Genomic DNA, 23,585 nt, shown 5'->3' on the forward strand with positions numbered 1-23,585 from the left:
CACCGGCTTGTTCCAAGGCCTGTTCGACCAGCGATGGATCAAGCAACGAGTCCAATCCCTCGAGGGAATTGGGAGTCGAGACGAAGTTGTGGGTCAGTTCCAGTGCCCGAGCCAGACGCATAAAAAAATCCGATGCCTATTCAGGCATCGGATTTTGATTTCTTGCGGCCAAAGGTCAAGCAATGAGGCTTAACTGATCGGCATTACCCTTCAAGGGCCTCTTTTTTTGCCTGGCAGATATTTAAATTCGGCCGAGCAAGAGCAGGATCAACAGCACCACCAATACGACGCCGATGATTCCGGACGGGCCGTAACCCCAACTTCTGGAGTGCGGGAAGACCGGTAAACCACCGACCAGTAACAGGATCAGAATGATGATCAGTATTGTGCCCATGTCTGTTTCCTTGTCGAAAATGCAGTGGATTGACCATGCCAATCAAGGTCAGTGGGACTGAAGTAAATTCGAGCTGCTTAAAAATCCGACTCTTGCGCTTGCAGGAAAATTCCAAGTTTTTTTGAAGTATTTCGGACGGGTTCTTATTTCTTTTGTAGTTGCCTTAATTGCGTCAGACGCTCCCGCAGTTTGCTCGGGCCATTCAGCAATCTGATGGAGCGTGGGTCGGGGAATATCCTTCGCTACACTCGGTGCATCTTCCGAGAACAACAAGGCTGTTTGCTATGCAAAATCGCATGATGATCACTGGTGCAGGCTCGGGCCTGGGTCGCGAAATCGCGCTGCGCTGGGCGCGTGAAGGCTGGCAACTGGCCTTGTCGGACGTCAGCGAGCCCGGTTTGCAGGAAACCCTCAAGCTGGTCCGCGAAGCGGGCGGCGACGGTTTCATCCAGCGCTGCGACGTGCGCGATTACAGCCAGTTGACAGCGTTCGCCCAAGCCTGCGAAGTCAAACTCGGTGGCATCGATGTCATCGTCAACAACGCGGGTGTAGCGTCTGGCGGGTTCTTCAGTGAGTTGTCCCTGGAGGACTGGGACTGGCAGATTGCGATCAACCTGATGGGCGTAGTCAAGGGCTGCAAGGCGTTCCTGCCACTGCTGGAAAAAAGCAAAGGCAAGATCATCAACATCGCGTCCATGGCCGCGCTGATGCAAGGCCCGGCGATGAGCAACTACAACGTGGCCAAGGCGGGCGTGGTGGCGTTGTCCGAAAGCCTGCTGATCGAGTTGGCGCATCAGGAAGTCGGCGTGCATGTGGTGTGTCCGTCGTTCTTCCAGACCAACCTGCTGGACTCTTTTCGTGGCCCGACCCCGGCCATGAAAGCCCAGGTCGGCAAGTTGCTGGAAAGCTCGCCCATCAGCGCCGCCGACATCGCCGACTACATCTATCGGCAGGTCGCCGCCGGCGAGTTCATGATCCTGCCCCACGAGCAGGGGCGCATGGCCTGGGCGATCAAGCAGAAGAACCCGCAATTGCTCTACAACGAAATGACCGTCATGGCCGACAAAATGCGCGTCAAGGCCAGGCAATCCGCAAGCTGATCTTGCCCGCAGGCAACGCTGTGGTTAGGGTGGCCGCCATCGGCCATCCTCGCGAGACGCTTGCATGCTCAATTACCTGTGGTTTTTCCTCGCCGCGCTGTTCGAAATTGCCGGTTGCTTTGCCTTCTGGATGTGGCTGCGCCAGGGTAAAAGCATGTGGTGGGTGGTGCCGGCGCTCCTGAGCCTGACCCTGTTCGCCCTGCTGCTGACCCGGATCGAAGCCACCTACGCCGGCCGCGCCTACGCCGCTTACGGTGGCATCTACATCATTGCCTCAATCGGCTGGTTGGCCGTGGTCGAGCGGATTCGTCCGCTGGGTTCGGACTGGCTCGGTGTGGCGCTGTGTGTGATCGGCGCGAGCATCATTCTGTTCGGGCCGCGATTCTCCGCGTCCTGACAGATCGGCCCTACATTCAACCGGCCTGTCAGACCTTTCCGTAAGTGGTGTGCGCCAAGGGCTGTCAGTCCGGTCTGGTTTGCTGTCGGAGCATTGTAGGCGTACGGCGGGCCGGGCATCTTCAAGGGCCAGAAACCCCTGAAGGACACTCTTCATGCTCGTACTCACTCGCGTTGTGGGCGAAACCATTTCCATCGGTGACAACATTACCGTGCGCGTTCTCGCGATCAACGGAAACAACATTCGCTTTGGCGTCGAAGCGCCTCAGGACGTCAATGTGCACCGCTGCGAAATCTACGAACGCATCCAGAACAAACTGGCGAAGACCAAGGGACGCTGAAGACTTCAGTCAAACAGGTGCTTGGGTACGTCGTGCTTGAGCATCAGTTGGCATTGCTCGCTTTCCGGGTCGAAGACAATCAGTGCCTGGCCCTTGGTCAGCGCTTGGCGCACGCGCAGTACGCGGGTTTCCAGGGGGGTGTCGTCACCATTGTCCGTGCCGTCGCGGGTCACGAAATCCTCGATCAGGCGGGTGAGGGTGTCGACTTGAAGTTGGTCGTAGGGGATCAGCATAGGCACCTCGGTTGGATCAATGGCGCGATGCTACGGCGAATGCGAGATTGCCGCTAGTTTGGTCGTTTTATGTTGTCCGATCCGCCGCCATCGTCGGAACGCCGCCCGGAGCAAGCTCGCTCCCACAGGGTTCAGCGGCGGACCGGATATTAGTGTTCACCACCGATCAACTGTGGGAGCGAGCTTGCTCGCGATAGCGGTATACCTGGCGATAGCGGTATACCTGGCGATGAAGATCCTGGATCAGTTCTCCGACCGTTGCCCCACCAGGCTGTCCACCGACGGCACTCGCGTATCGCTTTCCATCTGTGTGTCATGTTCGAGCTGATGGCTGAAGCGGTCCAGTGAGCCCTTGGCCGGTTGTGCATCGCTGGCAAACACGGGCGGGCTGAGGATATACGCACCGAGCAGGCGGCTCAGGGCGGCGAGGCTGTCGATGTGGGTGCGCTCGTAACCGTGGGTGGCGTCGCAGCCGAAGGCGAGCAGGGCGGTGCGAATGTCGTGGCCGGCGGTCACCGCCGAATGGGCGTCGCTGAAGTAGTAGCGGAACAGGTCCCGGCGTGCCGGCAACTCGTTGTCGCTGGCCAGGCGCAAGAGGTGGCGCGACAGGTGATAGTCATAGGGGCCGCCGGAATCCTGCATCGCGATGCTCACCGCGTGCTCGTTGGAGTGTTGGCCAGGCGCGACCGGTGCGATGTCGATGCCGACGAATTCACTGACGTCCCAGGGCAAAGCCGCCGCCGCGCCGCTGCCAGTTTCCTCGGTGATGGTGAACAGCGGATGGCAGTCGATCATCAGCTCTTCGCCACTGTCGACAATGGCTTTGAGCGCGGCCAGCAGCGCGGCCACCCCGGCCTTGTCGTCGAGGTGACGGGCGCTGATGTGGCCGCTTTCGGTGAACTCCGGTAGCGGGTCGAAGGCGACGAAATCGCCGACGCTGATGCCCAGCGATTCGCAGTCGGCACGGGTGGCGCAGTAAGCGTCCAGGCGCAATTCGATGTGATCCCAACTGATCGGCATTTCATCCACGGCGGTATTGAACGCGTGCCCGGAAGCCATCAGCGGCAGGACGCTGCCGCGGATCACGCCATTGTCAGTAAACAGGCTGACCCGGCTGCCTTCGGCAAAACGGCTGGACCAGCAGCCGACGGGCGCGAGGCTCAGGCGGCCGTTGTCCTTTACCGCACGCACCGCCGCGCCGATGGTGTCCAGGTGGGCGGAAACGGCGCGGTCGGGGCTGTTCTTCTTGCCCTTGAGCGTGGCACGGATGGTGCCGCGACGGGTCAGCTCGAAGGGAATGCCCAGTTCTTCAAGACGTTCGGCGACGTAGCGCACGATGGTGTCGGTGAACCCGGTGGGGCTGGGAATGGCGAGCATTTCCAGCAGCACTTTTTGCAGGTAACCGAGGTCCGGTTCGGGGATTTTGCTGGTCATGGAAACTCCTGATTGGTTATCGCCTATACGGCCGCCTTCGCGAGCAGGCTCGCTCCTACAGGGGGAACGCGATCAAAGGTGGGAGCGAGCCTGCGCGCGATAGCATCAGTCCAGACAACACATGGCTAAGAGACCACCGGCTGACTGTATGGAAACAACAGATCCACAAACCGCTCCGCCGTTGGCTGCGGTTCATGGTTGGCCAGCCCGGCCCGTTCATTGGCTTCGATAAATGCATAGTCCGGCTGGTCAGCGGCGGACACCATCAGGTCGAGACCGACCATGGGAATGTCCAGGGCCCGCGCGGCCCGTACCGCTGCATCCACCAGCGTCGGGTGCAGGATCGCCGTGACATCCTCAAGCACGCCGCCGGTATGAAGATTCGCCGTGCGCCGTACGAACAGGTGCTCACCGGCCGGCAGAATGCTGTCGTAGCCGTATCCGGCTGCACGCAAGGTGCGCAGGGTTTCCTGGTCCTGCGGGATCTTGCTTTCGCCGCCCGTGGCCGCTTGTCGCCGGCGGCTCTGGGCTTCGATCAATGCACCGATGGAGTGCTGGCCGTCGCCGACCACTTCGGCCGGCCGGCGAATGGCGGCGGCGACCACTTCAAAGCCGATCACCACAATGCGCAGGTCCAGGCCTTCGTGGAAACTTTCCAGCAGTACGCGGCTGTCGAAGTGGCGAGCGGCTTCCATGGCTTGCTGCACTTCCTCGATGGTGCGCAAATCCACCGCCACCCCTTGGCCCTGTTCACCATCCAGTGGCTTGACCACCACGCGCTGGTGTTCATCGAGGAAGGCCAGGTTGTCATCGGCGTTACCCGCCAGTTGCTGCGCCGGCAGGTTCAATCCGGCAGCCTTGAGCACTTTGTGGGTCAGGCTTTTGTCCTGGCACAGGGTCATGCTGACGGCGCTGGTCAAGTCGCTCAGGGATTCGCGGCAGCGTACCCGGCGCCCGCCATGGCTGAGGGTGAACATCCCGGCGTCGGCGTCATCGACGTGCACATCGATGCCACGACGGTGTGCTTCCTCGACAATGATCCGAGCGTAGGGGTTGAACGCGGCTTCCGGGCCGGGCCCGAGAAACAGCGGCTGATTGATGCCGTTCTTGCGCTTGATGGCGAAGGTCGTCAGGTTGCGAAAACCGAGCTTGGCGTAGAGGCTTTTCGCCTGGCGGTTGTCGTGCAGCACCGACAGGTCGAGGCAGGCGAGCCCGCGACTCATGAAGTGTTCGATCAAATGCCGCACCAGCACTTCACCGACACCCGGCCGCGCACAATGCGGGTCGACCGCCAGGCACCACAGGCTGCTGCCGTTTTCCGGATCGTTGAAGGCCTTGTGGTGGTTGAGGCCCATGACGCTGCCGATGACCGCGCCGCTGTCCTCGTCTTCGGCCAGCCAGTACACCGGGCCGCCCAGATGACGCGGCGTCAGCAGGGTGGCATCGATCGGCAACATGCCGCGGGCCTGGTACAGCTGGTTGATTGCCTGCCAGTCGGCATCGCTTTGCGCGCGTCGAATGCGAAAACCGCGAAACACCCGGGTCGCCTGACGGTAGTCGCTGAACCACAGGCGCAAGGTATCGGACGGGTCGAGGAACAGTTGCGTCGGCTCCAGCCCCAGTACTTGCTGGGGCGCGGCGACGTACAGGGCAATGTCCCGCTCGCCGGGCTGCTCGTTGAGCAACTCCCCGGCCAGGCTCGCGGCATCGGCAAAGGTGTGGCCAATCAGCAAGCGGCCCCAGCCGCAATGCACGGCAATCGGCGCCCCGCCAAGTTCACCGCCATCCTCGGCAAGGCGTGCCTGCAAGCGTTCGTAGGAAGGCGACTGGCCGCGCAACAGGCGTTGGCTGATGGCCGTGGCGTGAGGTTTCATCGGTCAGATTCCTTGTTCGCTGAGCCACAGGTTGAGGGCCGCCAATTGCCACAGCTTGGAGCCGCGCAACGGTGTCAGTTGCCCCTGTGGATCAGTCAGCAGACGGTCGAGCATCGCGGGGTTGAACAGGCCGCGATCCTGGCTGGGATCGAGCAGCAACTCGCGCACCCATTCCAGCGTATCGCCCTGCAAATGCTTGAGGCCCGGCACCGGGAAGTAACCTTTCTTGCGGTCGATCACTTCACTGGGAATCACTTGTCGCGCAGCTTCTTTCAAGACTTGCTTGCCACCGTCCGGGAGTTTGAAACGCCCCGGAATCCGTGCCGACAGCTCCACCAGGCGATAGTCGAGAAACGGCGTGCGCGCTTCCAGGCCCCAAGCCATGGTCATGTTGTCGACCCGTTTGACCGGGTCGTCCACCAGCATCACCGTGCTGTCCAGACGCAAGGACTTGTCCACCGCCGCATCGGCACCGGGCTGGGCAAAATGGGCTTTGACGAAGTCACCGGCGGCGTCATTCGCGGTCAGCCATTTCGGTTGCACAGTGGCGGCGTAGTCGTCATAACTGCGGTCGAAAAACGCTTCGCGGTACGCGGCATACGGATCACTCGCGCCGTCCACTTGCGGATACCAGTGGTAACCGGCGAACAGTTCATCGGCGCCCTGGCCGCTCTGGACGACTTTGCAGTGTTTGGCCACTTCCCGGGACAACAGGTAGAAGGCGATGCAGTCATGGCTGACCATCGGTTCGCTCATGGCGCGGAACGCGGCGGGCAGTTGTTCGATGATTTCCTTTTCTTCGATACGCAGTTGGTGATGCTGCGTGCCGTAGTGCCGGGCGATCAGGTCCGAATACTGGAACTCGTCCCCACGCTCGCCACCGGCATCCTGAAAGCCGATGGAGAAGGTCGACAGATTGTCCACGCCGACTTCCCGCAACAAGCCCACCAGCAAACTCGAGTCGACACCCCCGGACAGCAGCACGCCGACATCGACCGCTGCACGCTGACGAATCGCTACCGCTTCGCGGGTGCTGTCGAGCACACGGTCTCGCCAGTCTTCGAGGCTCAGGTTCTGCTCATCGGCGTGAGGGCCATAGGGCAGGGTCCACCAGGTTTTCTGCTCGGTGCGGCCATCGGCTTCGATGCGCATCCAGGTGGCCGGCGGCAGTTTTTCAATGCCCGCCAGCAAGGTGCGAGGTGCCGGGACCACGGAGTGGAAATTCAGATAGTGATTGAGCGCCACGGGATCGAGGATCGGGTTGATGTCGCCACCCTTGAGCAATGCCGGCAGCGCTGAGGCGAAGCGCAGGCGCTGGCCGGTGCGCGACAGGTACAGCGGTTTCACGCCGAGTCGGTCGCGGGCGATGAACAGGCGTTGGGCATCGCGCTCCCAAATGGCAAAGGCAAACATGCCGTTGAGTTTTGGCAGCAAGGCTTCGCCCCAAGCGTGATAGCCCTTTAGAAGCACTTCGGTATCGCCACCGGAATAGAAGGCGTAACCCAGACTTTCAAGTTCCGCGCGCAGTTCCGGAAAGTTGTAGATCGCCCCGTTGAAGGCCAGGGACAAGCCCAGTTGCGGGTCGATCATCGGCTGTGCCGAGCCGTCCGACAGGTCCATGATTTTCAGGCGTCGATGGCCCAGGGCAACCGGCCCTTGGCTATGAAAGCCCCAGGCGTCGGGGCCGCGGGGGGCCAGGTGATGGGTGATTCGTTCAATGGCTGCAAGGTCTGCAGGTTGTTGATCAAAACGTAACTCGCCAGCTAATCCGCACATAAATTCCTTACCGGTTTTTCCGTTGGGGAGGGTCGATCAATACCGCGCCGGAACAGCGGGTACTCAGAAACTGACCCACCTCGGTAAGGGGAGTTTTAGATCGATGAGTTATATGCGCGCCAGACCACGGCCGAAGCGCCCCGTGAGGGCGACTTCGGCTGGTGTTTCGACTACTTGCCTCGGATCAGGCGCCGCAGGGCAAACCGGTTGGGGTGACAGGCTTCGGCCACGCTTCTGGGCAATGGCAGGGGTTCGTTGTCCAGCCACGCCGCCAGCAGTTCTCCGGACAGCGGCGCGGTGATCAGGCCGCGCGAGCCGTGACCGCTGTTGATGTACAAACCGTCAAGCCATGGGCATTCGATGTCCGGCACCTGCCGGGCATCCTTGCCCAGCGCTGCATAGGCCTGGGTGAATGCCTGGGTGTCGGCCAGCGGGCCGACGATTGGCAAGTAGTCGGGGCTGGTGCAGCGAAACGCGGCGCGACCCTGGAGACTTTCAGGCGCCAGTTTATCGGCCTGTAAGCGCTCGACCAGATCGTGGGAAATCTCTTCGAGCATGGCCAGGTTGCCCAGGTGTTCTACCGTGGTCGGCGTCAGGTCATCGCTCTTGAAATCGAAACTGGCCCCCAGGGTGTGTTCGCCCAAACGGGCAGGGGCGACATAGCCTTCGGCACACACCACGGTGCTCAGGGCCTGGCTTTGCGGTGTTTGCGCCAGGCGGGTGATTTGTCCGCGAATGCGTTTGAGCGGCAACTCGGCGCTCTCGGGGAAACGCTGGATTTCAGCCGCACCGGCGAGCACCACCACGGGGGCGTCGGCAAGCAATCGCTCGCCGTCCCAGGCTTGCCACCGGCCCTCAACCTTGTGCAGCTCCAGCGCATCGTGATGGGTGAGCAATTGAATCTGTGGATGTGCAGCCTGCCACTGGCACAGCGCAGGTGGGTGGACCCAGCCGCCTTCGGGATAGAACAGTCCCCCCTGTGCCAGCCCGATACCGGCCACGGCCTGTGCCTCGGGTTGATCCAGCAGGTGCAGCAAGTCCGCTGGAAACGCCGCGGCCAATTGCGCCTGGCGTTCGGCTTCCTTGGCATTGAAGGCCAGTTGCAACACGCCGCAATCGTCCCAGTCACGGCCCCGTTGCAAGTGTTCGAGCAGTCGTCGGGTGTAGCCGAATCCGCTGACGATCATTTGCGACAGTGCCGTGCCGTGGGCGGATAACTTCAGGTAGAGCACACCCTGCGGGTTGCCCGAGGCTTCCTGGGCGATGTCGTCGTGGCGCTCCAGCACTGTCACTTGCCAGCCCCGCGCGGCAAGGCTGGCGGCGCTGGCACAACCGGCCAGGCCGGCACCGATCACCAGTGCCTGGCGCTCGCCGGTCAGCGGAGCCGGGCGGGCAAACCAGGGTTTGTCCAGGGCCGGGGCCGGCGTTTCCTGAGGCCAGCCGAGGAACTCGCCGCGCAGGATTTCCCATTTGTGGCCGATGCCTGGGGTGCGTTTCATCTTGAAGCCGGCGGCGTTGAGCAGGCGCCGCACCCAGCCGGTGCTGGTGAAGGTGCTGATGGATGCACCGGGAGCGGCCAGGCGTGCGAGCTCGGCAAACAGTTCGGCGGTCCACATGTCGGGGTTTTTCGCCGGAGCGAAACCGTCGAGGAACCAGGCGTCGATTCGGGCATCGAGTTGCGGCAGTTGCTCCAGTGCATCGCCGATCAGCAGCGTCAGGGTCACGCGACCGTGGTCCAGCGTCAGGCGCTGAAAACCCTGATGGATGGCTACGTATTGCTCAAGCAGTTGATCGGCAAACACCTTGAGTTCCGGCCACAGCGCCAGGGCCCGCTGCAAGTCGTCGGGACTTAACGGGTACTTCTCGACGCTGACAAAATGCAGCCGCGCACCGGCCGCGGCGTGTTGCTCGAACACCTGCCAGGCACACAGAAAATTCAGCCCGGTGCCGAACCCCGTTTCACCGATGACCAGCCGCCCGCCCTCGGGTAAGGCAGCAAAACGTTCCGCCAAACGGTTCTGTTCGATAAAGACATATCGGGTTTCGTCCAGCCCCGACTGGTCGGAGAAATACACATCGTCGAACACTCGCGAATAGGGGCGACCTTGGTCGTCCCAGTCGAGCTGGGCGTGGGGCAATACAGGTTTCATGGCAGGCTCGGCAACGGCAAGGCCGCCATTCTAGCCGATCGACGGCGTGGTGCTTGATCCGTGGCAAGGTATGCATTGGCCGAGACCGGGAGAATCTCTGCTGGCCTTCAGTTCAATCCGCTAGTCTTGCTCACATCTGGAAGGGAGCCACCCATGTTTGAATCCGCCGAAATCGATCACGCCATCGACAAAGAAACCTACGACGCCGAAATCCCGGCCCTGCGCGAAGCGTTGCTCGAAGCGCAATTCGAATTGCAGCAGCAACGCCGCTTCCCGGTGATCATTTTGATCAATGGCATTGAAGGTGCCGGCAAGGGTGAGACGATCAAGGTGCTCAACGAGTGGATGGACCCGCGCTTGATCGAGGTCCGCACGTTCGATCAGCAAACCGACGAGGAACTGGCGCGGCCGCCGGCATGGCGGTACTGGCGGATGCTCCCGGCCAAGGGGCGCATGGGGATTTTCTTCGGCAACTGGTACAGCCAGATGCTGCAGGGGCGGGTCCATGGAGAGTTCAAGGATCCGCGACTGGACCAGGCGATCAATGCCGCCGAGCGCCTGGAAAAGATGCTCTGCGATGAAGGCGCGCTGATCTTCAAGTTCTGGTTTCACCTCTCCAAGAAGCAAATGAAGGCACGCCTCAAGGCATTGGCCGACGACCCGCTGCACAGCTGGCGCATCAGCCCGCTGGACTGGCAGCAGTCGCAAACCTACGACAGGTTCGTGAAGTATGGCGAACGGGTGCTGCGCCGCACCAGCCGTGACTATGCACCCTGGCATGTGATCGCCGGGGCGGATGCCCATTATCGCAGCCTGGCCGTGGGGCGGATTCTGCTGGCGGGCCTGCAGGGCGCATTGACGAGGCCGACGATCCATCCGGAAAAGGTCAGCGCCGCGCCAGTGTTCCCCAGTGTCGATCAAGTGAACCTGATCGACAGCCTGGACCTGACCCTGCACCTGGACAAGGATGATTACGAGGAACAGCTGATCACCGAGCAGGCGCGGTTTTCCGGGTTGATGCGTGACAAACGCATGCGCCGCCACGCCCTGGTGGCGGTGTTCGAAGGCAACGACGCGGCCGGCAAGGGCGGGGCGATCCGCCGGGTAGCGGCAGCGCTTGATCCACGCCAGTACAGCATCGTGCCGATTGCCGCGCCCACCGAGGAAGAACGGGCGCAGCCATATCTGTGGCGCTTCTGGCGGCACCTGCCGGCCCGGGGCAAGTTCACTGTGTTCGACCGCTCCTGGTATGGCCGGGTGTTGGTGGAGCGCATCGAAGGGTTTTGCAGCCCGGCAGACTGGCTGCGTGCCTACGGTGAAATCAACGATTTCGAAGAACAGCTCACCGACGCCGGTGTGATCGTGGTCAAATTCTGGCTGTCTATCGACAAACAGACGCAACTGGAGCGCTTCGAGGAGCGCGAGAAGATTCCCTTCAAGCGCTTCAAGATCACTGAAGACGACTGGCGCAACCGTGAAAAATGGGATGACTATCGCGGGGCGGTCGGCGACATGGTCGACCGTACCAGCACCGAGATTGCGCCATGGACCCTGGTGGAAGCCAACGACAAGCGCTGGGCACGGGTCAAAGTCTTGCGCACCATCAACCGGGCATTGGAGGAGGCTTTCGAAAAATCCGACCGGCAAGAAGACAAAAAGCGTAAGGACAAGGATTGAGGCGATGGTTACGCATATGCGAGGTGAATGATTGTCGCGGTCGGTGAAGCGCTGGACTTATGCTCGGTCCACTCTCAACCGATAACAACAATGAGGTATGTCATGCGTGAAGTGGTGATCGTCGACAGCGTGCGGACCGGCCTGGCCAAATCCTTTCGCGGTAAATTCAACATGACCCGCCCGGACGACATGGCGGCACACTGTGTCGATGCACTGTTGGCGCGCACCGGTATCGATCCGGCGAGCGTCGAGGACTGCATCGTTGGCGCCGGCTCCAACGAAGGCGCCCAGGGTTTCAATATCGGTCGCAACGTCGCGGTGCTCTCGCGCCTGGGTATCGGCACGGCCGGCATGACCCTCAACCGGTTCTGTTCCTCGGGCTTGCAGGCGATCGCCATTGCCGCCAACCAGATCGCTTCGGGTTGCAGCGACATCATCGTCGCCGGCGGCGTCGAGTCCATCAGCCTGACCATGAATAGCGTCAATAACGACAACCTGATCAACCCGCTGCTCAAGGAGCAGGTGCCGGGCATCTACTTCCCGATGGGCCAGACTGCTGAAGTCGTCGCGCGTCGGTACAGTGTCAGCCGTGAAGAGCAGGACCTGTACGCGCTGCAAAGCCAGCAGCGTACCGCAGAGGCTCAGGCCGGCGGGCTGTTCACCGATGAAATCGTGCCGATGGCGGTGAAGTATCGCGTCGAAGACAAGGCCACAGGTCAAGCACAGACCCTCGACGGCATCGTCGACCGCGATGACTGCAACCGCCCGGACACCACCCTGGAAAGTCTGGCCGGGTTGAAACCGGTGTTCGCCGAAGATGGCTCGGTCACGGCGGGCAACTCTTCGCAGCTGTCTGACGGCGCGTCCATGACCCTGGTGATGAGCCTGGAGAAAGCGCTGGAGCTGGGGCTCAAGCCGAAAGCGTTCTTCCGCGGCTTTACCGTGGCCGGTTGCGCGCCGGACGAAATGGGCATCGGCCCGGTGTTTTCGGTACCGAAACTGCTCAAGGCCAAAGGCTTGCGGATTGACGACATCGACCTGTGGGAGCTCAACGAAGCGTTCGCCTCGCAATGCCTGTACAGCCGCAACCGCCTGGAAATCGACAACGCCCGGTACAACGTCAACGGCGGTTCGATTTCCATCGGTCACCCGTTCGGCATGACCGGTTCGCGCCAGGTCGGGCATCTGGTTCGTGAATTGCAGCGACGCAATCTGCGTTACGGCATCGTCACCATGTGCGTGGGTGGCGGGATGGGGGCAACCGGGCTGTTTGAAGCGGTGCGGTAAGCCTCTATATTTCTCGTTGTCAGTCAGATAGCCATCGCGAGCAAGCTCGCTCCCACAGTGTTCAGCTGCGATCACAAATCTTGTGTACGCCACAAAACCTGTGGGAACGAGCTTGCTCGCGATGGGCGCACCTCGGTTGTAAAAAATCCCCCTCAAAGATTACGACCCGCACAGTTTCATTCGCGGCCAGTCCGAAACTGTCCCTGTGTACGCCACCGCTGCGGGCCTAGAATGACGACTCCTGTCAGTTGGCGTTGGGGTTCACATGCACATTTCATCGGGTCGCTGGGGTTACGGTCTGTTCCTGGCCTTGTTGACCGCGTTGTTGTGGGGAATCCTGCCGATCAAACTCAAGCAGGTATTGCTGGTGATGGACCCGGTAACGGTGACCTGGTTTCGCCTGCTGGTGTCCGGCGGTTGCCTGTTCATTTACCTGACGGCCACCAGGCGCCTGCCCAGCCGCAAGGTGCTCGGTCCTCGTGGTGGCTGGCTGGTGCTGATGGCGGTGCTCGGCTTGGTCGGTAACTATGTGTTGTATTTGATGGGCCTGAACCTGCTCAGCCCCGGCACGGCGCAACTGGTGGTGCAGATGGGCCCGATCATGCTGCTGATCGCCAGTCTGTTTGTGTTCAAGGAGCGTTTCAGCCTGGGACAGGGGATTGGCTTGCTGGTGCTGCTGATCGGCTTTGCGCTGTTTTTCAACCAGCGCTTGAGCGAGTTGCTCACGTCGCTGACCGACTACACCGCCGGCGTGCTGCTGGTGCTGCTGGCGTCCACGGTCTGGACCTTCTATGCCCTGGGGCAGAAGCAATTACTGACGGTGTGGAATTCGCTGCAGGTGATGATGGTGATCTACCTGTTTTGCGCGGCGCTATTGACGCCGTGGGTGCATCCGCTCGAAGCGTTGCAATTGAACCCGTTGCAGGGTTGGTTGCTGCTGGCGTGCTGTCTCAACACCCTGATTGCCTATGGCGCGTTTGCCGAGGCCCTGGCCCATTGGGAAGCCTCCCGGGTCAGCGCGACGCTGGCCATCACGCCGTTGGTGACCTTTGCCGCGGTTGCCATGGCTGCGTGGCTGTGGCCCGAGTATGTGCACGCCGAAACGATCAATGGTCTGGGATATGGCGGTGCGGTGCTAGTGGTGCTGGGGTCGGCGTTGGTGGCGTTGGGGCCATCGTTGATTGCCGGGCTGAAGGCGCGGAAGGTGCGGATGGCCGCCAGTTAGACCGCGTTATCGTTCATCGCGGGCAAGCCCGCTCCCACAGGGATCTGATGTGCGACAAAGATCCAATGTGGGAGTGGGCTTGCTCGCGAAGACGGACTATCAGGCGCTACAGCACTCAGCCCTTGGCCCCAGCCTCCAACATGTCCTCCGGCCTAACCCACGCATCGAACTCTTCGTCAGTCAGATACCCGAGCTGCAACGCCGCCTCGCGCAAGGTAAGGCCTTCGCTGTAGGCCTTCTTGGCGATTTCCGCCGATTTGTCATAGCCGATGTGCGGGTTGAGCGCCGTCACCAGCATCAGGCCACGCTCCAGGTGTTCAGCCATTTTTTCCGCATCCGGTTCCAGACCGGCCACGCAGTGCTGCTGGAAGTTACTGCAGCCATCAGCCAGCAAACGGATCGATTGCAGCAGGTTATGGATGATCACCGGTTTGAACACGTTCAGCTGCAAGTGGCCCTGACTGGCGGCAAAGCCGATGGCGACGTCGTTACCCAATACCTGGCAGGCTAGCATCGACAGCGCTTCGCACTGGGTCGGATTGACCTTGCCCGGCATGATCGAACTGCCCGGTTCGTTGGCCGGCAGCCTGACTTCGGCGAAGCCGGCGCGCGGGCCGGAACCCAGCAGGCGCAGATCGTTGGCGATTTTCATCAGCGTCACGGCGAGAGTTTTCAGCGCGCCGGACAGCGTGGTCAGCGGCTCATGGCCGGCCAGTGCGGCGAACTTGTTCGGCGCGGTGATAAACGGCAAACCGGAGAGGGCGGCCAATTCTGCGGCGATGGCCTCACCGAAGCCGTGGGGTGAATTCAGCCCGGTGCCGACAGCCGTTCCGCCCTGGGCCAGCTCGCAGACCGCGGGCAGCGCGCTGCGGATCGCCCGCTCGGCGTAATCGAGTTGCGCGATGTAGGCCGAGATTTCCTGACCGAAGCTGATCGGTGTCGCATCCATCATGTGCGTACGGCCGGTCTTGACCAGTTTCATGTGGCGGGCGGCCAGTTCGGCCAGCCCGCCGGACAGTTCACTGATCGCCGGCAGCAAGTGCTGTTGCACCGCCTGGACGGCCGCAATGTGCATGGCGGTGGGGAAACAGTCGTTGGAACTCTGGGAGCGATTGACGTGATCGTTGGGGTGCACCGGAGACTTGCCGCCACGGGGGTTGCCGGCCAGCTCGTTGGCGCGCCCGGCGATCACTTCGTTGACGTTCATGTTGCTCTGGGTGCCGCTGCCGGTTTGCCAGACCACTAGCGGAAACTGGTCGTCGTGGTCGCCAGCCAGCACTTCATCGGCCGCCTGCTCGATCAGGCGCGCGATATCGGCGGGTACATCGCCGTTGCGATCATTGACCCGTGCCGCGGCTTTCTTGATCAGCGCCAGGGCATGCAACACGGCCAGCGGCATGCGTTCGTTGCCAATGGCGAAGTTGATCAGCGAGCGTTGTGTCTGAGCGCCCCAGTAGGCTTCATCCGGGACTTCAACCTGGCCGAGGCTGTCGGTTTCGATACGGCTCATCTTGCTCACTCCTGTAGGTCCGATTGCGCAGTTTAGGCCGTGATCGACGGCCGTGGTTCCATCAGTCTGAATTTGACCATTCAACCCCTCTAAATCAGGTGCGACAAGGCTTGGGGTTGAGCGGCACACTTTTTTAGGCGCAGAATGGACGCCCTTGGGGTCTTACCTCGCCAGTTAGAAAAGGAAACTCGATGACTCGTCTTCGTGCCATCTGTACCGCCGTTGCTTTGGTCTGCGCCAGCGGCCAGGTTTTTGCCGACACCGCTAGCCATAACGCCAGTGCCGAGGCTTTCCTGACCATGGCGCACGCTGACAAACTGGGCACCCCGGTGTACATGCAAGTACAGCAGATGTTTGCCCAGCGTTTCGAACAGACCAAAGCCCCTGAGTCGAAAAAGGCCGTGCTGGAAACCTACCAGGCCAAGGCCAACGCCGCTCTGGACCAGGCCATTGGCTGGAACAAGCTGAAGCCGGACATGGTCAAGCTCTACACCACCAACTTCACCGAATCCGAGCTCAAGGACCTGGTTGCGTTCTACCAGTCGCCACTGGGCAAGAAAGTCCTGGAAAAAATGCCTCAGCTGACCCAGCAATCGGCCCAGATGACCCAGGCCAAGCTGGAAAGCGCGGTGCCGGTGGTCAACAAGCTGCTGGCTGACATGACCGCCGAGCTGACGCCGAAAGACGCAGCCGCGCCAGCCAAGAAAAAGCCTTAAGCGGAGTTCGGTATGACCATGCAACAACGCATCGAATCGACGCTGGGCCTGCTTCAGCCCGAGCATCTGCAAGTGCTGGATGAGAGCCATATGCACAGCCGTGGGCTGCAAACCCATTTCAAGGCCGTGGTGGTCAGCGCGCAGTTCGAAGGCCTGAGTCGGGTCAAGCGTCACCAAAGGGTCTACGGCACGCTCGGCGCGCTGATGGAAGAGTTCCATGCGTTGGCGCTGCATACCTACACGCCAGAGGAATGGGCACAGATCGACGCGGCTCCGGCCTCGCCGACCTGTGCTGGCGGAGAGAAGCAGCCAAAACAGCTATAAGCTACAAGCTGCAAGCTCAAGGCGCCGTGCTCCAAACTTGCGGCTTGAAGCTTGCCGCTTGAAGCTGTCTTTTTGTTAGAATGCCCAACGCGCCGATAACCCGGCGCGTTTTTTTTCGCATCCGGTTCACCCCTTACGAGGGTAGCCACCTGGAGATTTACCCATGACACAACAGATTGTCGTGGCGGCACTGTATAAGTTCGTCACCCTGGAAGATTACGTCGCCCTGCGCGAGCCCCTGCTGCAAGCGATGGTCGACAACGGCATCAAAGGCACCCTGCTGATTGCCGAAGAAGGCATCAACGGCACCGTGTCCGGCAGCCGCGAAGGCATCGACGGGCTGATGGCCTGGCTCAAGAACGACCCGCGCATGGACGACATCGACCATAAAGAGTCGTACTGCGACGATCAGCCGTTCTACCGCACCAAAGTCAAACTCAAGAAAGAAATCGTCACCCTTGGCGTGGAAGGCGTGGACCCGAACAAAAAGGTCGGCACCTATGTCGATCCGCAGGACTGGAACGCCCTGATCAGCGACCCGGAAGTGCTGTTGATCGACACCCGTAACGATTACGAAGTCTCGATCGGTACCTTCGAAGGCGCCATTGACCCGAAAACCACCAGTTTTCGCGAATTTCCCGATTACATCAAAGCCAACTTCGACCCGGCCGTGCACAAGAAGGTCGCGATGTTCTGCACCGGTGGCATCCGCTGCGAGAAGGCCTCGAGCTACATGCTCAGCGAGGGCTACGGTGAGGTTTTTCACCTCAAGGGCGGCATCCTGAAGTATCTCGAAGAGGTGCCGCAGGAAGAAACCAAGTGGCAGGGCGACTGCTTCGTGTTCGACAACCGCGTGACCGTTCGTCACGACCTGAGCGAAGGCGACTACGATCAATGTCATGCCTGCCGCACGCCGGTGAGCGTGGAAGACCGCGCGTCCGAGCATTACGTGGCCGGCATCAGTTGCCCGCATTGCTGGGATAAGCTGAGTGAGAAGACCCGTCGCAGCGCGATCGACCGGCAGAAGCAGATCGAACTGGCCAAGGCTCGTAACCAGCCTCACCCGATCGGCTTCAACTACAAGCAAGCATCCTCCGAGGCCTGAATCATGTCTGCGCGCCTGCTCTATGTGATGGACCCGATGTGTTCCTGGTGCTGGGGGTTTGCTCCGGTTGCAAACGCATTGGTAGAGCAGGCGGCGGCTGCCGGTGTGGACGTGCATCTGGTGGTGGGTGGTTTGCGCACCGGTAGCGGTGCCGCGCTGGAACCGACCACCCGGCGCTACATACTTGAACACTGGCAGGCGGTCACCGAGGCTACCGGCCAGCCGTTCAAGCGCGAAGGCGCGTTGCCTGACGGTTTTGTCTATGACACCGAACCTGCCTGCCGGGCGCTGGTGACTGCACGCAACCTGGCGCCGGATTGTGCGTGGAAACTGCTCGGGCTGATTCAGCACGCCTTTTACGCTGAAGGTCGCGATGTCACGCGCGCCAGTGTCCTGGTGGAGCTGGCAGAGCAGGCCGGTCTGCCGCGAATTGAATTCGCCGCCGCGTTCGACCGTGCCGATACGCACGCCGCGACATCTGCCGATTTCACTTGGGTCCAGGACCTGGGCATCGCCGGTTTTCCTACGTTGCTGGCTGAGCGAAATGGGCAGTTGGCGTTGTTGACCAATGGCTATCAGCCGTTGAGCGAGTTGTCCCCGCTGCTCGGCCGCTGGCTGGAGCGCGCTGCCTGTGCATGACCTGCCCGATGATGTTGCTACCGCTAAACGTGTCGACCGTCTGAGCTGGGCGGAAATCCGCCGCCTGGCCCTGCATCACAAGAAATCCCTGTGGATCGCCAACGGCGTGGCCGTGCTGGCGACCTTGTGCAGCGTGCCGATTCCCTTGCTCCTGCCGTTGCTGGTGGACGAGGTGTTGCTGGGGCATGGTGATGCCGCGCTGAAGATCATGAACCACGTGCTGCCCGACGGCTGGCAGAAGGCTGCTGGCTACATCGGCCTGATGCTGGTGGTGACCTTGACCCTGCGTTGCTCGGCGTTGCTGTTCAACGTGGTGCAGGCGAAACTGTTCGCCGGGTTGGCCAAGGACATCGTCTACCGCATTCGTATACGCCTGATCGAGCGTCTCAAGCGTATCTCCCTGGGCGAATACGAAAGCCTGGGCAGCGGCACGGTGACCACGCACCTTGTGACTGACCTGGACACGCTGGACAAATTCGTCGGCGAAACCCTCAGCCGTTTCCTCGTGGCCATGCTGACCCTGGTTGGCACGGCGGGCATTCTGATGTGGATGCACTGGAAGCTGGCATTGCTGATTCTGCTGTTCAACCCGCTGGTGATCTACGCCACGGTGCAGTTGGGCAAGCGGGTCAAGCACCTGAAGAAACTCGAGAACGACAGCACTTCGCGCTTTACCCAGGCACTGACCGAAACACTGGACGCCATCCAGGAAGTTCGCGCCGGCAACCGCCAGGGTTTTTTCCTCGGCCGCCTGGGGCATCGCGCCCGGGACGTGCGTGACTATGCGGTGAATTCGCAATGGAAAACCGATGCGTCGAACCGGGCCAGCGGTTTGCTGTTCCAGTTCGGCATCGATATTTTCCGCGCCGCGGCGATGCTCACGGTGCTGTTTTCCGACCTTTCAATCGGCCAGATGCTCGCGGTGTTCAGCTACCTGTGGTTCATGATCGGTCCGGTTGAACAGCTGCTGAACCTGCAATATGCCTACTACGCTGCCGGCGGTGCGCTGTCGCGGATCAACGAGCTGCTGTCCCGAGCCGATGAGCCCGAATACCCGGGCGGCGTCGACCCTTTCGTCGGTCGCGAGACGGTCGGGCTGGAAGTTCAAGGGCTGAGCTTCGGTTATGGCGATGAACTGGTCCTGAACCAGATGAACCTGTCCATTGCCCCCGGCGAAAAGGTCGCGATCGTCGGCGCCAGTGGCGGTGGCAAGAGCACACTGGTGCAACTGCTGCTGGGCTTGTACACGCCGCTGGCCGGAACCATTCGCTTCGGCGGTTCGACCCAGCAGGAGATCGGCCTGGAAACCGTGCGAGAAAATGTTGCCGTAGTCCTACAGCATCCGGCGCTGTTCAACGACACCATCCGGGCCAACCTGACCATGGGCCGCGAGCGCAGTGACGAGGCCTGCTGGCAGGCACTGGAAATCGCCCAGTTGCACGGCACGGTCCGGGGTTTGCCCAATGGCCTGGACAGCGTCGTCGGGCGCTCCGGGGTGCGCTTGTCCGGCGGGCAACGTCAACGCCTGGCCATCGCCCGGATGGTACTGGCCGAACCCAAGGTGGTGATCCTCGACGAAGCCACCTCCGCGCTGGACGCCGCCACCGAATACAACCTGCATCAGGCACTGGCGCGCTTCCTGAGCAACCGCACCACGTTGATCATCGCCCACCGACTTTCGGCGGTAAAACAGGCTGATCGTGTGCTGGTGTTCGACGGCGGGCAAGTTGCCGAGGATGGCGACCATCAGCAACTGATCGCCGACGGTGGGTTGTACGCCAAGCTTTATGGGCATTTGCAGCGGTTGTAGGGAGATGAGGTCAAAGTTGCAGGGCGCCACTTCAATACTATAAAAAAACATCATCGCGACCGGATTCAGTGGCCGCGATACGCCCTCCGGGCAAAGCTTGTCGCTTGCCGGGATCGGAATCGCAACCTAGTCTAGCTATAGCGATTTCGTCCGGAAGACGAACAAGCAGTGCTAATGCAAGGGACCTCATGAATCAAACGCGGACTCTCGGAACGCCACGGTTGTTGGGCATCGTCTGGCCATTTATCGCCGTTGTGGTGTTTCAAGCCTTGCTGGGCGGCGTTAGCCTTTATGTGCTGTCGGCGGTTCGCGGCTATGTTGCCGGCGAAAGCCTCTGGTCCAAGGGCCAGAAAGACGCTATCTATTACCTCAACCTCTACGCCGACAGCGGCGACGAAGCGATTTTTCGTAAATACCAGCAGGCCATTTCCGTGCCTCAGGGCGGGCATGAGTTGCGCGTGGCGCTGGATCATCAACCGCCGAATATCGAGGCGGCACGTGTGGCGATTCTCAAGGGCGGCAACCACCCGGACGACGTTTCCAGCCTGATTTGGCTGTACCTCAACTTTCGTCACTTCAGCTATCTCGAAAAAGCCATCAACCTCTGGACCGTGGGTGATGCCTATCTGGTCCAACTCGATGACGTTGCGCGGGACATGCATCAGCACATCGCTGCCGGCCCGGTCTCCGGTGTGGATGTACAGCGCTGGAAGGAGCAGATCTTCGCCATCAACGACGGCGTGACGCCAGCGGCAAAGGCGTTCAGCGATGCCTTGGGCGAAGGTTCGCGGGTGATTCTGCGCTTGTTGCTGGTGACGAATCTGGCCACCGCCCTGGGTTTGATTGCGTTGGCCTTGATGCGTACCCATAAACTGCTCAAGCAGCGCCATGCCTTTGCCGATGCGCTGCAGGTGGAGAAAGAACGGGCGCAGATCACCCTGCAATCAATTGGTGATGGAGTGATCACCACGGATGTTTCCGGTGCGATCGCCTACATGAATCCGGCGGCCGAGGCGTTGACCCACTGGAAGGCCGAGCAGGCGACGGGATTGCCGCTGGCGGCGCTGTTCAACCTGCTGGACGAAAATGCCCAGACCGATGGTTTCACCCTGATCGAGCATATTCTGAGCGGTCAGCTCAGTGGTGGCAGTGAGCACTCCAAACTGATTCAACGCCTGGACGGCAGCACGGTGTCGGTCACGCTGGTGGGCGCGCCAATCCGCAATGCCGGCAAAGTCAGCGGGACGGTACTGGTGCTGCATGACATGACCCAGGAGCGGCAATACATCGCCAATCTGTCGTGGCAGGCGACCCACGATGCCTTGACCGGGCTTGCCAACCGTCGCGAGTTCGAATATCGCCTGGAACAGGCGCTGCACAACCTGACCCGCTATGCAGGTCGCCATGCACTGATGTTCCTTGATCTGGACCAGTTCAAGCTGGTCAACGATACCTGCGGCCACGCGGCGGGCGATGAACTGTTGCGGCACATCTGCGCGCTGTTGCAATCCGGGCTGCGCGAAGGCGACACCCTGGCGCGCCTGGGTGGCGACGAGTTTGGCATCCTGCTGGAAAACTGCGCACCGGAAGCGGCGGAGAAAATTGCCGAGAGCCTGCGCCAGACTGTGCAGAATCTGCATTTTGTCTGGAAGGGCCGGCCTTTCGTGACCACTGTCAGTATCGGGCTGGTCCATGTCGCGCAGAATCCGACGACGCTCGAAGCCTCGCTGCGTGCTGCCGACATGGCGTGCTACATGGCCAAGGAAAAGGGCCGCAACCGGGTCCAGGTCTATCATCCGGATGACTCGGAATTGTCCCTGCGCTTCGGCGAAATGGCCTGGGTGCAGCGTTTGCACATGGCGCTGGAGGAAGACCGCTTCTGCCTGTACGCCCAGGAAATTGTCCCCTTGGGCCATGTAGAACAGGACAGCGGGCACATTGAAATTCTACTGCGATTGCATGATGAAGCCGGGCGGATGATCTTGCCTGACAGCTTCATTCCGGCCGCTGAACGCTATGGCCTGATGAGCTCGCTTGATCGTTGGGTGGTGCAGAACGTGTTCAAGATCATCGCCCAATGCCGGGCCGAGCAAGGCAACGGGCCGCTGGCCATGTGTGCGATAAATCTGTCAGGCACGACGATCGGGGATGAGGCGTTCCTGGACTTCTTGCGCGAACAGTTTGTGACGTATTCGATTCCGCCTGAAATGATTTGTTTTGAAATTACTGAAACCAGTGCTATTTCAAATCTTGGCAGCGCCATTCGATTCATTAATGAACTCAAAGGCTTAGGCTGCCATTTTTCCCTGGACGACTTTTGTGCCGGAATGTCCTCATTCGCGTACCTGAAACATTTGCCTGTAGACTTCCTGAAGATCGACGGGAGTTTCGTAAAGGATATGCTGGACGACCCGATTAACCGCGCCATGGTCGAAGTGATCAATCACATTGGCCATGTGATGGGTAAGCGCACGATTGCCGAGTTTGTCGAAACGCCCCAGATCGAGCAGGCATTGCTGGAGATCGGGGTAGATTACGCTCAAGGGTATGTGATTGAACGCCCGCAGTTGTTTACCTGCGATAGCTTGCTGAGTCGCCCTGCCAGGCCTCAGCCGCTGTTGTTCAAGGCGCCTGGCACGTTCCGTTGAAACTCCTGCCGGTCTGACAATCACAATCAAAAGGAGCTCGACAGTGATCGATACATTCAACCGAACCGGACCGCTCATGGAAGCTGCAAGTTACCCTGCCTGGGCCCAGCGCCTGATCCAGGATTGCAGCGAGAGCAAGCGCCGGGTTGTCGAACACGAACTGTACCAACGCATGCGAGACAACAAACTCAGTGCGAAGACCATGCGCCAGTACCTGATAGGTGGCTGGCCGGTGGTCGAACAGTTCGCGTTGTATATGGCACAAAACCTGACCAAGACTCGCTTTGCCCGTCATCCCGGCGAGGACATGGCCCGTCGCTGGCTGATGCGCAACATCCGCGTCGAACTGAACCATGCCGATTACTGGGTGCACTGGAGTCGCGCACACGGTGTCAGCCTCGAAGACCTGCAGGCTCAGCAGGTTCCCCCTGAGCTTCACGCCCTGAGCCATTGGTGCTGGCACACCAGTTCCGCCGACTCGCTGATCGTCGCGATTGCCGCCACCAACTACGCCATCGAAGGGGCGACCGGGGAATGGTCGGCGGTAGTGTGTTCCAACGGTATCTACGCCGCCTCGTTCCCCGAGGAAGATCGCAAGCGGACGATGAAGTGGCTGAAGATGCATGCCCAATACGACGATGCCCATCCATGGGAAGCCCTGGAGATCATCTGCACATTGGCGGGCACCAATCCGAGCAAATCCCTGCAGGTGGAACTGCGTCAGGCCGTTTGCAAGAGCTACGACTATATGTACCTGTTCCTCGAACGTTGCATGCAAATGGAGCACGCAGAACGGGCACCGGTCGTGCGTGAGCGGATGGCATTGGCCGAAGGCTGATACAGCTATCACGCAATAAAAACTGTGGGAGCGGGTTTGCTCGCGAAAGTGGTGTATCAGGCGGCATGGATGTCGCTGATATTCCGCATTCGCGAGCAAGCTCGCTCC

The 23,585-nt window shown here is 60.7% G+C and carries 20 protein-coding genes; 13 read left to right on the top strand and 7 right to left on the bottom strand.

Going from position 1 to position 23,585, the window contains the following annotated elements; translation table 11 throughout:
• Window positions 1–241: 241 nt before the first annotated feature.
• Window positions 242–394: a DUF3309 family protein gene (locus KGA96_RS22485; protein WP_046042572.1), complete on the bottom strand. Its 153-nt coding sequence runs from the start codon at window positions 392–394 to the stop codon at window positions 242–244.
• A 284-nt stretch (window positions 395–678) separates the two neighbouring features.
• Here KGA96_RS22485 and KGA96_RS22490 point away from each other — a divergent pair, with 284 nt between their 5' ends.
• The 3 genes from KGA96_RS22490 to csrA all read left to right on the top strand — a co-directional run bounded on the left by KGA96_RS22490 (window position 679) and on the right by csrA (window position 2,231).
• Window positions 679–1,494, top strand: a complete 816-nt coding sequence (locus KGA96_RS22490) for an SDR family oxidoreductase (protein ID WP_046042573.1) — start codon at window positions 679–681, stop codon at window positions 1,492–1,494.
• 64 nt (window positions 1,495–1,558) lie between these two features.
• Window positions 1,559–1,891: a YnfA family protein gene (locus KGA96_RS22495; RefSeq protein ID WP_008004345.1), complete on the top strand. Its 333-nt coding sequence runs from the start codon at window positions 1,559–1,561 to the stop codon at window positions 1,889–1,891.
• A gap of 154 nt (window positions 1,892–2,045) precedes the next feature.
• Window positions 2,046–2,231 (top strand): carbon storage regulator CsrA, encoded by a 186-nt coding sequence (gene csrA, locus KGA96_RS22500; protein ID WP_046042574.1) that lies wholly within the window; start codon window positions 2,046–2,048, stop codon window positions 2,229–2,231.
• Window positions 2,232–2,236: 5 nt separating this feature from the next.
• Here csrA and KGA96_RS22505 read toward each other — a convergent pair whose 3' ends face one another.
• The 5 genes from KGA96_RS22505 to mnmC all read right to left on the bottom strand — a co-directional run bounded on the left by KGA96_RS22505 (window position 2,237) and on the right by mnmC (window position 9,698).
• Window positions 2,237–2,464 (bottom strand): YheU family protein, encoded by a 228-nt coding sequence (locus KGA96_RS22505; RefSeq protein ID WP_008017754.1) that lies wholly within the window; start codon window positions 2,462–2,464, stop codon window positions 2,237–2,239.
• Window positions 2,465–2,707: 243 nt separating this feature from the next.
• The gene (locus KGA96_RS22510; protein WP_046042575.1) at window positions 2,708–3,898 is read right to left on the bottom strand and encodes an osmoprotectant NAGGN system M42 family peptidase; all 1,191 of its coding nucleotides are present in this window, start codon (window positions 3,896–3,898) and stop codon (window positions 2,708–2,710) included.
• Window positions 3,899–4,023: 125 nt separating this feature from the next.
• A complete protein-coding gene (gene ngg / locus KGA96_RS22515) occupies window positions 4,024–5,772 on the bottom strand; it encodes an N-acetylglutaminylglutamine synthetase (protein WP_223514997.1) in 1,749 nt (582 codons plus the stop codon).
• Window positions 5,773–5,775: 3 nt separating this feature from the next.
• Window positions 5,776–7,548, bottom strand: coding sequence for an N-acetylglutaminylglutamine amidotransferase (locus KGA96_RS22520; protein ID WP_223515000.1), 1,773 nt, complete (start codon window positions 7,546–7,548; stop codon window positions 5,776–5,778).
• Window positions 7,549–7,718: 170 nt separating this feature from the next.
• Complete coding sequence (gene mnmC, locus KGA96_RS22525; protein WP_046042578.1) at window positions 7,719–9,698, bottom strand: bifunctional tRNA (5-methylaminomethyl-2-thiouridine)(34)-methyltransferase MnmD/FAD-dependent 5-carboxymethylaminomethyl-2-thiouridine(34) oxidoreductase MnmC; 1,980 nt, start codon at window positions 9,696–9,698, stop codon at window positions 7,719–7,721.
• A gap of 153 nt (window positions 9,699–9,851) precedes the next feature.
• On the opposite strand from mnmC, the gene pap reads away from it, so the two are divergent.
• The 3 genes from pap to KGA96_RS22540 all read left to right on the top strand — a co-directional run bounded on the left by pap (window position 9,852) and on the right by KGA96_RS22540 (window position 13,887).
• Complete coding sequence (gene pap, locus KGA96_RS22530; RefSeq protein ID WP_046042579.1) at window positions 9,852–11,375, top strand: polyphosphate:AMP phosphotransferase; 1,524 nt, start codon at window positions 9,852–9,854, stop codon at window positions 11,373–11,375.
• Between the two features lie 102 nt (window positions 11,376–11,477).
• Complete coding sequence (locus KGA96_RS22535) at window positions 11,478–12,662, top strand: thiolase family protein (protein WP_046042580.1); 1,185 nt, start codon at window positions 11,478–11,480, stop codon at window positions 12,660–12,662.
• A 265-nt stretch (window positions 12,663–12,927) separates the two neighbouring features.
• Window positions 12,928–13,887 carry a DMT family transporter gene (locus tag KGA96_RS22540; protein WP_046042582.1) on the top strand — a complete coding sequence of 320 codons (960 nt, stop codon included), beginning with the start codon at window positions 12,928–12,930 and terminating at the stop codon, window positions 13,885–13,887.
• 115 nt (window positions 13,888–14,002) lie between these two features.
• Here KGA96_RS22540 and KGA96_RS22545 read toward each other — a convergent pair whose 3' ends face one another.
• Window positions 14,003–15,397 carry a class II fumarate hydratase gene (locus KGA96_RS22545; RefSeq protein ID WP_223515003.1) on the bottom strand — a complete coding sequence of 465 codons (1,395 nt, stop codon included), beginning with the start codon at window positions 15,395–15,397 and terminating at the stop codon, window positions 14,003–14,005.
• A gap of 191 nt (window positions 15,398–15,588) precedes the next feature.
• On the opposite strand from KGA96_RS22545, the gene KGA96_RS22550 reads away from it, so the two are divergent.
• From KGA96_RS22550 to KGA96_RS22585, 7 genes are all read left to right on the top strand, one after another.
• On the top strand, window positions 15,589–16,113 hold the full coding sequence (locus KGA96_RS22550) for a DUF2059 domain-containing protein (RefSeq protein WP_046042584.1): 525 nt from the start codon (window positions 15,589–15,591) through the stop codon (window positions 16,111–16,113).
• Window positions 16,114–16,125: 12 nt separating this feature from the next.
• Entirely contained in the window at window positions 16,126–16,437 is a 312-nt protein-coding gene (locus KGA96_RS22555; protein WP_223515006.1) for a BolA family protein, read from the top strand.
• 163 nt (window positions 16,438–16,600) lie between these two features.
• Window positions 16,601–17,542: a rhodanese-related sulfurtransferase gene (locus tag KGA96_RS22560; RefSeq protein ID WP_046042587.1), complete on the top strand. Its 942-nt coding sequence runs from the start codon at window positions 16,601–16,603 to the stop codon at window positions 17,540–17,542.
• A 36-nt stretch (window positions 17,543–17,578) separates the two neighbouring features.
• Window positions 17,579–18,181 carry a DsbA family protein gene (locus tag KGA96_RS22565; protein ID WP_185754836.1) on the top strand — a complete coding sequence of 201 codons (603 nt, stop codon included), beginning with the start codon at window positions 17,579–17,581 and terminating at the stop codon, window positions 18,179–18,181.
• Complete coding sequence (locus tag KGA96_RS22570) at window positions 18,174–19,991, top strand: ABC transporter ATP-binding protein (RefSeq protein ID WP_046042590.1); 1,818 nt, start codon at window positions 18,174–18,176, stop codon at window positions 19,989–19,991. The genes KGA96_RS22565 and KGA96_RS22570 overlap by 8 nt, the downstream gene beginning before the upstream one ends.
• A 188-nt stretch (window positions 19,992–20,179) precedes the next feature.
• The gene (locus tag KGA96_RS22580; RefSeq protein ID WP_046042591.1) at window positions 20,180–22,639 is read left to right on the top strand and encodes an EAL domain-containing protein; all 2,460 of its coding nucleotides are present in this window, start codon (window positions 20,180–20,182) and stop codon (window positions 22,637–22,639) included.
• 76 nt (window positions 22,640–22,715) lie between these two features.
• Window positions 22,716–23,477 (top strand): iron-containing redox enzyme family protein, encoded by a 762-nt coding sequence (locus KGA96_RS22585; protein WP_263287088.1) that lies wholly within the window; start codon window positions 22,716–22,718, stop codon window positions 23,475–23,477.
• Window positions 23,478–23,585: the final 108 nt, after the last annotated feature.

This window comes from Pseudomonas sp. GL-R-26 (assembly GCF_019947365.1).
GTDB lineage: Bacteria > Pseudomonadota > Gammaproteobacteria > Pseudomonadales > Pseudomonadaceae > Aquipseudomonas.